This window comes from Pseudomonas sp. PS02303 (assembly GCF_029959925.1).
GTDB classification, from domain to species: domain Bacteria; phylum Pseudomonadota; class Gammaproteobacteria; order Pseudomonadales; family Pseudomonadaceae; genus Aquipseudomonas; species Aquipseudomonas mandelii.
Window position 1 is genome coordinate 1 of the sequence record NZ_JASCOM010000194.1, and the last position, 11,267, is coordinate 11,267.

At 60.8% G+C, this 11,267-nt stretch carries 12 protein-coding genes; 4 read left to right on the plus strand and 8 right to left on the minus strand.

The annotated features are described in order from the left end of the window. Nucleotides 1–75: 75 nt before the first annotated feature. Nucleotides 76–855 carry a class I SAM-dependent methyltransferase gene (locus QMX98_RS26740; RefSeq protein ID WP_169856524.1) on the minus strand — a complete coding sequence of 260 codons (780 nt, stop codon included), beginning with the start codon at nt 853–855 and terminating at the stop codon, nt 76–78. Nucleotides 856–951: 96 nt separating this feature from the next. Here QMX98_RS26740 and QMX98_RS26745 point away from each other — a divergent pair, with 96 nt between their 5' ends. After that, a complete protein-coding gene (locus tag QMX98_RS26745) occupies nt 952–1,572 on the plus strand; it encodes an energy transducer TonB (RefSeq protein ID WP_282411624.1) in 621 nt (206 codons plus the stop codon). A 16-nt stretch (nt 1,573–1,588) separates the two neighbouring features. Here the strand turns inward: QMX98_RS26745 and QMX98_RS26750 are convergent, their stop codons facing one another. From QMX98_RS26750 to ppc, 7 genes are all read right to left on the minus strand, one after another. Continuing rightward, complete coding sequence (locus QMX98_RS26750) at nt 1,589–2,284, minus strand: extensin family protein (protein WP_282411625.1); 696 nt, start codon at nt 2,282–2,284, stop codon at nt 1,589–1,591. 2 nt (nt 2,285–2,286) lie between these two features. Further along, a complete protein-coding gene (locus tag QMX98_RS26755; protein WP_154911820.1) occupies nt 2,287–3,108 on the minus strand; it encodes an isocitrate lyase/phosphoenolpyruvate mutase family protein in 822 nt (273 codons plus the stop codon). Between the two features lie 33 nt (nt 3,109–3,141). Next, a complete protein-coding gene (locus QMX98_RS26760; protein WP_282411626.1) occupies nt 3,142–4,002 on the minus strand; it encodes a DUF72 domain-containing protein in 861 nt (286 codons plus the stop codon). After that, on the minus strand, nt 4,002–4,307 hold the full coding sequence (locus tag QMX98_RS26765; protein ID WP_010462890.1) for a hypothetical protein: 306 nt from the start codon (nt 4,305–4,307) through the stop codon (nt 4,002–4,004). Before QMX98_RS26765 ends, QMX98_RS26760 begins: the two co-directional genes overlap by 1 nt. A 278-nt stretch (nt 4,308–4,585) precedes the next feature. After that, the gene (gene tsaB, locus QMX98_RS26770; protein WP_282411627.1) at nt 4,586–5,260 is read right to left on the minus strand and encodes a tRNA (adenosine(37)-N6)-threonylcarbamoyltransferase complex dimerization subunit type 1 TsaB; all 675 of its coding nucleotides are present in this window, start codon (nt 5,258–5,260) and stop codon (nt 4,586–4,588) included. A 93-nt stretch (nt 5,261–5,353) separates the two neighbouring features. Further along, nucleotides 5,354–6,001 (minus strand): adenylate kinase, encoded by a 648-nt coding sequence (gene adk, locus QMX98_RS26775; protein ID WP_010462894.1) that lies wholly within the window; start codon nt 5,999–6,001, stop codon nt 5,354–5,356. A 289-nt stretch (nt 6,002–6,290) separates the two neighbouring features. Beyond that, entirely contained in the window at nt 6,291–8,921 is a 2,631-nt protein-coding gene (ppc, locus tag QMX98_RS26780; RefSeq protein ID WP_077748312.1) for a phosphoenolpyruvate carboxylase, read from the minus strand. Nucleotides 8,922–9,135: 214 nt separating this feature from the next. On the opposite strand from ppc, the gene QMX98_RS26785 reads away from it, so the two are divergent. From QMX98_RS26785 to QMX98_RS26795, 3 genes are all read left to right on the plus strand, one after another. Then, the gene (locus QMX98_RS26785) at nt 9,136–9,480 is read left to right on the plus strand and encodes a pilin assembly protein (RefSeq protein ID WP_282411628.1); all 345 of its coding nucleotides are present in this window, start codon (nt 9,136–9,138) and stop codon (nt 9,478–9,480) included. 376 nt (nt 9,481–9,856) lie between these two features. Continuing rightward, nucleotides 9,857–10,270: a DUF4398 domain-containing protein gene (locus QMX98_RS26790; RefSeq protein ID WP_010462902.1), complete on the plus strand. Its 414-nt coding sequence runs from the start codon at nt 9,857–9,859 to the stop codon at nt 10,268–10,270. Between the two features lie 55 nt (nt 10,271–10,325). Continuing rightward, on the plus strand, nt 10,326–11,114 hold the full coding sequence (locus QMX98_RS26795) for an OmpA family protein (protein WP_077748310.1): 789 nt from the start codon (nt 10,326–10,328) through the stop codon (nt 11,112–11,114). The last annotated feature ends 153 nt before the right edge of the window (nt 11,115–11,267 follow it).

The window sequence follows — 11,267 nt, forward strand, 5'->3', positions numbered from 1 at the left end:
GGCAAGCCTCGCTCCGACAGGTTTAACGCAGACCCTGTAAGAGCGAGGCTTGCCCGCGAATGGTGCAACGCGGTCTTACGGCTTGAGCGCTTTCTTCGGATAAATGTCATACCGACTGGATTTGCCGTCCAGCGCATGACTGGGCTTGGGTCCGGCAATACACGGTGCCTTGCGCGGACGCTTGACCACCACCCGATGGCTGGCCAGTGCCAATGCGGCCTCGAGCAGTGCCGGCGCATCGGGATCATCGCCGACCAACGGCCGGAACAGACGCATTTCCTTCTTCACCAACGCCGTTTTCTCACGGTGCGGAAACATCGGGTCGAGGTAGATCACTTGCGGCGGCTCGCCTTCCCAGTTGCGCATGACCTCGATTGAGTTGCCCTTGAGCAACTTCATCCGCGCCACGATTGGCGCCACGTCGAAATCCTCCGCGCCACGGGCCAGTCCATCCTCAAGCAACGCGCCAATCAGCGGCTGACGCTCGATCAGGCTCATCTCGCAGCCAAGGCTCGCCAGCACGAACGCATCCTTGCCCAGCCCCGCCGTGGCATCCAGCACACGCGGACGCACGCCCTGGGCGATGCCCACCGCCTTGGCGATCATTTGCCCAGTGCCACCGCCGAACAACCGTCGATGCGCCGCGCCGCCCTCGACGAAGTCCACCCGCACCGGCCCCGGTGCGTCCGGCCCCAGTTGCTGCAGCTGCAAACCTTGTTCGCCCACCTGCAAGGCAAACTCGCCGTCATCCACGTGCAAAGGCAAGCCCAGGCGTTCGGCCCACTGCTCGGCTTGTGGCTGGAACGCCGGGGCTGAGGCCTCGACGTGGATGCGGCAGGCCGCAGGTTGCTCAATCATGGGGAAACACGCTCAAAAAATTAATGATCGGCAAAAACGGCCGATAACAAAACTAACGAGCATTTTGCCAGAGCTGAGCGTCGACCGAGAAAAATGTCAGGCATTCAATCCACATCCGTAGGCTACATATCGCGTCATGGCGATTATGGCCTGCGAAATTCCCAGGCACTGAGCGGCGTCAGTCACCTGTGGCAGGATTTTTTTGCCCAGGCCCTGGCCGAACAGTCGACGGATGTGGTGCCGGCGTGTGGCACGTTTCCTCCGGTTGATCTCGAAAGCCCGGTGGAGCCGACCGTCGGCAGCGAACTGCTGGCGCACATCGTCAGCCAACGCGAATGCGATGTGAAAGAAACCGAAGTCAAACCACCCGAGCCGCTGTTCCTGCCGATTGCCGAGTTCGAAATGGACCTGGCCGACAAGCCTTTCCCGCCGTTCCCGGCTGAAGAAATCGTCGCCCAGCAGAAGCAACAAGACTTTGAAAGTGGCTGGGTGCGGCCGATCGTGCTCACCGCCGGCCAGCCTGCGCCAGAAGCCGGCCCGGCACCACAACCGCGTTCTCTGCACTTGCCGATCGCCGAATTCGAACTCGACCTGCTGGACAAACCGTTCCCGCCGTTCTCCCCCGAAGAATTGGTCGAGCAACAAAAACATTTCGATTTCGATACCGGCTGGGCTCGCCCGATCGTCCTGCAAAATCTGCGCATCGCCGCCTGACCTTCAACAAAAGCCCTCAGCGACACACCCACCACGGCCCGACATCGACATGAAAGTGATTGCGATGGGCGGCGTTGTAGTCCGGGCTCAACACCACACTGAACACGCCACAGGCGCCATCGCGGACCTGGCGCAGAAACTGGGCGTCCTGATTATCCTTGGGCCAATCCTTGAGCACGCTGATGGAGCGACCATCCGCCAGGCGGAAACCGGCGATGTCCAGCGCATCGGCGCTGGCGTGCTGGCTTCGCCTGCCGTTTTCGCGGCCATAAACGTTGCGACAGGCGAAGCTGCCAAGATGATCGACCCGGCTGACAGGCTGCCCATACACCGCTTGCGCGGCGGGTTGCAGGGCGTGGTGCTCGAACAGGGCAAACGACACCGCCAAACGGCAACTGGCGAGAAAACTGCTGCTCAACCCCACATCGCCGCCCTGGACACGCAAGGTGTTGATCAACGGGCACGTCGCGCCGGGGCTGTCGGCCTGATGCGCAACGCGTAAACCGGAGCTGCTCAAGGCCTGATCACACAATTGCGGATCATCGCGCAGGCGCATCAGTTTATAGCGCGTCAGAAAGTTCGGGGCGGCCTTCACGTCCAGCGGCGCCCAAGGGTTCCACTGGGGTGGCGGCGAGATCCAGCCGCGCCAGACGCTCACGCCCGCCGCACCGATCATTAACAGCATCAACAACAGCCACCACCGAAACCGCATCGTCAGCCTTTGAACAATTGATTGGCCTTGGCGTATGGCATCGACCGTGACGTGAACCCAAAGGTGCCCGACGTCTTGATCTCTTCGGCCGCGCGGTAAAACTCGCCGTAGGCCGCCAAGGCCAGGGCCGAGCCGACGCTGATGCGTTTGACGCCCATCTCGCTCAATTGCTCCACCGTCAATTTGAGCCCCCCGGACATCAACACGTTGACCGGTTTCGGCGCCACGGCGCGGACCACCGCCAACACGTCTTCAGCGCTGCGCAGCCCCGGCGCGTACAACACGTCGGCGCCCGCTTCGGCGAACGCCTGCAAACGGCGAATGGTATCGGCCAGGTCAGGATTGCCGTGCAGAAAATTCTCGGCACGGGCGGTCAGCATAAAAGGGAAAGGCAGGCTGCGAGCCGCTGCGACGGCGGCTTCAATGCGCGCCACGGCATGTTCGAAACAGTAGATCGGCGCGTCTTCACGACCGGTGGCATCTTCGATCGAGCCCCCGACCGCACCGGCCGCCGCGGCCGCCAAAATGCTTTGTGCACACTCAGCCGGGTCGTCCGCGAAACCGTTTTCCAGATCCACTGCCACCGGCAGATCGGTGGCCGCGACAATCGCCCGCACGTTCGCCAGCGTATCGTCGAGCGTCAACCCTCCATCAGGGCGTGCGTTGGAAAAGGCATAACCGGCACTGGTAGTCGCCAGCGCCTCGAAACCCAGGCTGGCGAGCATCTTCGCCGAGCCGGCGTCCCACGGATTGGGAATGACAAAAGCGCCCTCGCGTTCGTGCAGTGCTTTGAACACCTGGGCTCGAAGGGTTTGCGCATCCATTGGCAGGCTCCTGAAAAAGGGAACGAATCCGCCTCAGAGCAAGCCAAGTTGCTCGGCGGCGGGTTCTCTGTATAGCTCAGGCAACGGCGGCAAGCCAGGCAAACGCAGCATCAGTTTTGCGTGAAAACGTTGCGCCAGTTTGGCCGCCAGCAAGTTATCGGCAGTGTGCAGGAAGATGTAGGGCGTGCGGCCCTCTTCGATCCACAAGGCGATTTTCTCGACCCACGGCTCCAGAAACGAATCGTTCGCCTCAAGCTGCGGATGGCCGATGAAACGCACCTGCGGAAACTGGGTAAACGCTGCCGGACGTGGCGGCACCCTGGGCTTTTTCGATTGGGCGTGGAGGACCGAAGGATCGGTCGACGTGCAGCTGAACAGGGCTCGCGGATCAAGGCAGATGCGTTCTACGCCCCGATCCAGCAGCAGACGATTGAGCCGGCGCTCGCTATCGCCTTTGGCAAAGAACTCGTCATGCCGCACTTCAACGGCCAGCGGTCGCTCAAGTGCATCGATGAAGCCGGCCAGTTCGGGCAATCGGTGTGGCGTGAAGCTTTTCGACAGTTGCAGCCACAGGGGCGAAACCCGTTCACCGAGCGGGCTGAGCAATTGCAGGAAGGTGTCGGCGGCGGTCAGTTGCTCGCGCAGGTCACCGCCGTGGCTGATGTCGCCGGGAAACTTGGCGGTGAAGCGAAAGTGTTCGGGCATGATTTCGGCCCAGCGCTGCACGGTGCTGGCAGCCGGGCTCGCGTAGAAGGTCGTATTGCCTTCTACGGCGTTGAATACTTGGGAATAGAGATTCAGGAAGTCAGCGGGCTTGGCATCTGGCGGATAAAGATAATCGCGCCAGGCGTTTTCACTCCAGGACGGGCAGCCGAGGTAATAAGGCAGCCGCATCAGATGTACAGGTCGAGGCCCATTACATCGGTATCCCAATCGACAAAACCGGCGGTGCTCAAGTAGCTGGCGAGTGCCGTGGCGACGCTTTTGCTCATGGCACGGTGGTAGATCATGTCTTGCTGACGGGCCGGGAGATTGCTCAGGCGTTGCGCGGAAGCCTTGGCGGCACGGGCGGCCATTTGCTCTTCGGATGGAATTTCCAGCTCGCCGTCGATATCGACGTAGTCGTCATCCGCCACAGGGCCTTTGCGAGGCTTGCGCTTGAGGGGGTAGGACTGGGAGGAAAGGCCGTCTATACGCATAAGTACATGTCCGGTATCAGTAATGGCAGTTTAGTGGCACATAACCCACTTCGCAAACCACCGAGTGATAACTAGAACACAGAAATACGAAAAGGTTTAAAAGCCGGGGGATAAATCGACGATTGGCCGCAGTTGGAATGTTCATTGTGGCGAGAGAGCTTGCTCCCGTTCGGCTGTGCAGCCGTCGCAAAACCTGCCGGCTCGGTGTTGCTGATGGAATCCTGGGGTCGCTTCGCAACCCAACGGGAGCAAGCTCCCTCGCCACAACAGCATTGGGATTAACGCGCTTTCGGCGTCGCCACTTTGTCGCGCAGATAAACCGGCTGAGCCTCGTCCGCCACGATTGCCTCTCCACGCGCCCAGGCAAACCGCGCCAGCGTCAGCAGGTCTTCGGCGTGCGGCAGCATGCCTGCATCCTGCCCACTCAGATTGACAGCGATGCGCTCGGCATACCCCCACCCCGTGCCGGCGCCGAACCATTCACCGCTGGCATCAGCCGGCAATGCGGCCACTTCCGGCGCCAACACCGCTTCATTGCCGACCAGGCGCATCTCCCCCGCCGTTTCGCGGTAGCACCCCCAATACACCTCATCCATGCGCGCATCGATGGCGGCTGCGACCTGGCTGACGCCGTGTTCGCGATAAGCCCGTTGTGCCAGTACCGCCAGGTTGGAGACCGGCAACACCGGGCGATCCAGCGCAAACGCCAGGCCCTGCACCACACCAATGGCGATCCGCACGCCGGTGAATGCGCCCGGTCCACGACCGAAGGCAATGGCATCAACCGCTTGCAGGGTGGACCCGGCGTCGGCGAGCAACTGTTGGATCATCGGCAACAGCTTTTGCGCATGCAGGCGCGGAATCACCTCGTAATGGCTCGTGACCTTGCCGTCATGCAGCAAGGCAACGGAGCAAGCTTCAGTCGCGGTGTCCAGGGCCAGCAAGGTGCTCATCGATGTTTCCGTAAGAGAGGTCAGAAAAAGTGCGCCAGTATAAACAACTACGGCCCGCAAGCGGGCCGTAGAAGATGAAGCGATTCAGACTTTTCAGTTCAGCGCTTCAAGCACCTTGCCGGTGATCGCTTCAACCGAGCCAACACCTTCGATGTGGCTGTACTTCGGTTTGCCTTGAGCGGTGGACAGCTCCTGGTAAAACTTCACCAAAGGCTCGGTCTGAGCGTGGTAGACGGAGAGACGATGACGCACGGTTTCTTCGGTATCGTCTTTGCGCTGTACCAGCTCTTCGCCAGTGATGTCGTCCTTACCGGCAATTTTCGGCGGGTTGTAGACGATGTGGTACACGCGACCTGAAGCCTCATGCACGCGACGACCGGCGATACGCTGGACGATGTCCTCGTCCTTGACGTCGATCTCGACCACGTGATCCAGCTCGACGCCGGCTTTCACCAGGGCTTCAGCCTGGGGAATGGTGCGCGGGAAACCGTCAAACAGGAAACCGTTGGCGCAATCGGCCTGGCTGATGCGTTCCTTGACCAGATTGATGATCAGGTCATCGGACACAAGGCCACCGCTGTCCATGACGCTCTTGGCGATCAGGCCCAGCTCGGTGCCAGCCTTGACAGCGGCACGCAGCATGTCGCCGGTGGAGATTTGCGGGATGCCGAACTTTTCGGTGATGAACTTAGCCTGAGTACCTTTACCGGCCCCGGGAGCTCCCAGCAGAATGACGCGCATCGATGTGCTCCTCAATTTTTTATATAGATAACAACGGATTCGCCTCGTGGGGCCAATCTCAAAAACAGGGTCGTGACCGCCCAAACGGCCAAAGGCTGATCAAGATACACAGCAGGCCCGGACCACACAAGCCGCCGAAAGTCGGAGAAACCCGCGCCTTGCGTGACCTTGGGACGGGGTACTCCTAGTCGCAACCCCGTCATTAACTGTCGCTTGTCAGACCTTTTCAGCCCCTTGTCCACCGGCACCCGAAGCTCGCGCCGGGTGCCTTCCCCCCACGACGAAAACCTTAGCCGGTATTTCGCAAACCGGCAGCAATCCCCGCCACAGACACCAGCAGCGCCTGTTCTACCGGGCTGCCCTGCGCCACTTCCTGTTGCCGCGAACGCGCCAACAGTTCGGCCTGCAATAGATGAAGCGGGTCGAGATAGGTGTTGCGCAAGCGGATGAATTCGAGGGTGTCTGGGCTATGTGCCAGTAGCTGAGACTGACCGGTCAACCCGAGGACCACAGCGCACGCCTGCGACAATAGGTCGCGTAAATGCGCACCCAAAGGGAGCAAATCAGGCTCGACCAGACGCTCATCGTAGGATCGGGCGATGTCGGCATCGGCTTTGGCCAGGACCATTTCCAGCATGTCGATGCGTGTACGGAAAAACGGCCACTGTTCGCGCATCTGCCCCAGCAGCTCGCCCTCGCCACGTTCCAGCGCCTTGCTCAGCGCCGCTTCCCAGCCGAGCCAGGCCGGCAACATCAGGCGCGTCTGGGTCCAGCCGAAGATCCATGGAATGGCGCGCAGGCTTTCAATCCCGCCAGCGCGGCGCTTGGCCGGGCGGCTGCCCAACGGCAAGCGACCCAACTCCTGCTCCGGGGTGGATTGGCGGAAGTACTCGACGAACTGCGGATTTTCCCGCACCACGGCGCGGTAAGCCTTTACGCCGTCGGCGGCCAACTCGTCCATCAAATGGCGCCACGCCGGTTCCGGTGGCGGCGGTGGCAACAGTGTCGCTTCCAGCACCGCCGCCAAGTACAGATTGAGGTTCTGCTCTGCGATGTCCGGCAGGCCGAATTTGAAACGAATCATTTCCCCCTGCTCGGTGGTGCGGAAACGTCCCGCCACTGAACCGGGCGGCTGCGACAGAATCGCCGCGTGCGCCGGACCACCACCGCGCCCCACGGTGCCGCCGCGACCGTGGAACAACAGCAGCTCGACTTGCTGCTCGCGGCAGATGTCGACCAAACGCTCCTGCGCCCGATACTGCGCCCAGGCCGCGGCGGTGGTGCCTGCGTCCTTGGCCGAGTCGGAATAGCCGATCATCACTTCCTGTGGCCCTTGCAAGCGCGAGCGATAGCCCGGCAGCAGCAACAGCTTTTCAATCACCGGGCCGGCGTTGTCGAGGTCGGCGAGGGTTTCGAACAGCGGCACCACACGCATCGGCCGCAATACGCCGGACTCTTTGAGCAACAGTTGCACGGCGAGCACGTCGGAAGCGGCACCGGCCATGGAGATCACATAAGAGCCGAGCGAGGCCCCCGGGGCGGCAGCAATTTCCCGGCACGTCGCCAGCACTTCGGCGGTGTCGGCCGACGGCTTGAAGTACGCTGGCAGCAACGGCCGCCGATTGTTCTGCTCACGCACCAGGAAGGCGATGCGCTCTTCCTCGCTCCAGTCTTCGTAGCGACCGAGGCCGAGGTAGTCGGTAATTTCAGTCATCGCCGCCGTGTGACGGGACGAATCCTGGCGCACATCGAGCCGCACCAGGAACAGCCCGAAGGTCACCGCCCGACGCAGGCAATCGAGCAATGGACCGTCAGCGATCACGCCCATGCCGCACTCGTGCAAGGAGTGGTAACACAACTCCAGCGGATCCAGCAGGTCGCGGTTGTTTTGCAGCACATCGGCCGGTGCCGGGGTGGTGGCCGTCAAAGAGGCATGCGCCCAATTACGCGTCGCCCGCAGGCGTTCACGCAACTGTTTGAGCACCGCGCGATAAGGTTCGGCGCTGTCCCCTGCCTTGGCTTTCAGTGCATCGCTGGCCTGTTGCATCGACAGTTCAGCGGCGAGGTGATCGATGTCGCGCACGTACAAATCCGCAGCCATCCAGCGCGCCAGCAGCAACACCTCCCGGGTCACGGCGGCCGTCACGTTCGGGTTGCCGTCACGGTCGCCGCCCATCCACGAGGCAAAGCGAATCGGCGCGCTTTCGAGCGGCAGATGCAGGCCGGTGGCGGCGTGCAGGGCTTTATCGGCCTTGCGCATGTAGTTGGGAATCGCCTGCCACAACGAATGCTCGATCACCGCGAAACCCCATTTGGCTTCGTCGACTGGCGTCGGGCGGGTGCGGCGGATTTCTTCGGTGTGCCAGGCTTCGGCGATCAGGCGCTGCAACTTCGCCTGGATCTGCTCGCGTTCGGCTGTCGTCAGGTCGCGATGATCCTGAGCGGCCAGTTGCGCGGCGATGGCGTCGTACTTCTGGATCAGCGTGCGGCGCGCCACTTCGGTCGGGTGCGCGGTGAGGACCAGCTCGATTTCCAGCCGTCCCAGTTGCCGGGCCAGGGATTCGGCGCTATGTCCCTCGGCACGCAGGCGCGCGAGCAGTTCCGGCAACACCCGTGCTTCAAACGGCGCCGGTTGCGACTCTTCCCGGCGGTGAATCAGCTGATACTGCTCGGCGATATTGGCCAGGTTGAGAAACTGGTTGAACGCCCGCGCCACCGGCAACAACTCGTCTTCGCTCAATTGGTTGAGGCTGGCGCTCAGCTCGGCGTCCATCGAACCGCGACGGTCGGCTTTGGCGCCCTTGCGGATCTGCTCGATCTTGTCGAGAAAGCCGTCCCCGTACTGTTCACGAATGGTGTTGCCCAACAGCTCACCCAACAGGTGAACGTCCTCGCGCAAGCGTGCATCAATATCGGTCATCAGCAGTTCTCCAGCGAAAATCCGGGTGTCTATGAATGCCATGCTCTGTTAACAGAGAGTGCCGCTCTAAAGCGCTTCTTACAAGCAGACGACGAAGGGGCGGTAAACCTTATGGGTTCGAGCTAGTCTGAAGAGTAAGCCGTACAACGGCTTGCCGCCGGCCACTGGCGGACACTCACACGCCTGCCACGAGCAGGAGCGAAATGAGGTTTTTATGAAAATCCGCGAACTTGCCCAGCATTGGGAAGAAAACGCCAAGGGTCGCCTGACCGACACCGGTTACAGGATTCGTCTGGACATGGAAGCGGCCGCACGGCTGGCGGCGATTACCGAGATGTATCCCAAACGCCAACCCGAAGAACTGCTTGGCGAACTGATCGGCGCCGCGCTGGAAGAGCTCGAAAAGAGCTTTCCATACGTGAAGGGATCGACCGTGGTCGCCACCGATGAAGAAGGTGATCCGCTGTACGAAGACATCGGCCCGACCCCGCGTTTTCTCGCGTTGTCCCGTCGTCACTTGCACGATTTGTCATCGAGCGATGACAAGCAGAAACACTGATCCCCCCGCCGAACCCTGTGGGAGCGAGCCTGCTCGCGAATGCGGTTGAACATTCAACATTTCTGTTGGCTGATACACCGCTAGCGAGCAGGCTCGCTCCCACATTTAGCCTGCGTATTCCTTCGATAATTGCGTGTTCCCGAGCCTTGAAAAGGTCGGGCATACCGCTGCACATCGCCAAAGTTCCCGATTTAGAGCCTTGTCCGTTCGGTCAAAGTATTTTCGGGCGATAGGCCATCTTCTCTGAACTTTTGAAAAACCCCTCGGGTCACAGCCATTAACCACGCCTGGGACGGCCGTTTCAAAACACCCCCGGAAATTGACGGTTACGGCTCCTTGCCCAGCATGGATTTTAAGTTTTTCAGGAGTTACACCAATGGAGTTGAAGACCATGAAGACCCGAACTGCCAAATCCTCGTTCACCCACCTGCGCAGTCTGAAACTGGCTGCCCTGGCAATCGGCAGCAGCTTCGTACTGGCCGGTTGTGCTGGCAATCCGCCGACCGAGCAATTCGCCGTGACCCAATCGGCTGTGAATGGCGCCGTCAGCGCCGGCGGCACCGAGTTCGCCGCCGTGGAAATGAAGTCCGCGCAGGACAAGCTCAAGCAAGCCGAAATCGCCATGCACGACAAAAAGTATGCCGAGGCCAAAGTGCTGGCCGAGCAGGCTGAGTGGGACGCTCGCGTAGCCGAACGCAAAGCTCAGGCGATGAAAGCCGAACAAGCTGTGAAGGACTCTCAGAAAGGGGTTCAGGAACTGCGTCAGGAAAGCCAGCGCACCGTGCAGTAAGCGCGCATCCCGACACCAGACTTGAAGCTCTTATCGATAGAAAGGACGAATTATTATGCGTACACAATTGATGATCCCCGCTCTCCTGGCCGCAAGCGTTGCACTGGCTGCCTGCTCCACACCGCCTAACGCGAACCTGGAACAGGCCCGCACCAACTACAGCGGCCTGCAAGCCAACCCGCAAGCCAGCAAAGTGGCGGCACTGGAAACCAAAGACGCCAGCGATTACCTGGACAAGGCCGACAAGGCCTATATGGACAAGAAAGACCCGAACGAGGTCGACCAACTGGCTTACCTGACCAATCAGCGTGTTGAAGTGGCGAAGCAAACCATCGCCCTGCGCACCGCTGAAGCCAACCTGAAAAATGCTTCGGCGCAACGTGCCCAGGCGCGTCTCGACGCTCGCGATCAGCAGATCAAGCAGCTGCAGGACAGCCTCAACGCCAAGCAGACCGATCGCGGTACGCTGGTGACTTTCGGTGACGTGCTGTTCGCCACCGACAAAGCTGACCTGAAATCCAGTGGTCTGGTGAACATCAACAAACTGGCGCAGTTCCTTCAGGAAAACCCTGATCGCAAAGTGATCGTCGAAGGCTACACCGACAGCACCGGTACGGCTTCGCATAACCAGTCGCTGTCCGAGCGTCGTGCCGGTTCCGTGCGCATGGCGCTGGTGAAGATGGGCGTTGATCCAGCGCGCGTCGTTGCGCAGGGTTATGGCAAGGAATACCCGGTTGCGGAAAACACCAGCACTTCGGGTCGTGCGATGAACCGTCGTGTGGAAGTGACCATTTCCAACGACAACCAGCCCGTGATGCCGCGTTCGGCGATCAGCTCGAACTAAGCTTCACCCGCTGAAACACAAAAGCCCCGCCTGAGTCGATCAGGCGGGGCTTTTTATGTCTGCAGTTCACACACCCCTTGTAGGAGTGAGCCTGCTCGCGATAGCGGTGTGTCAGACAACAGAAGTGTTGAATGCTAAACCGCTATCGCGAGC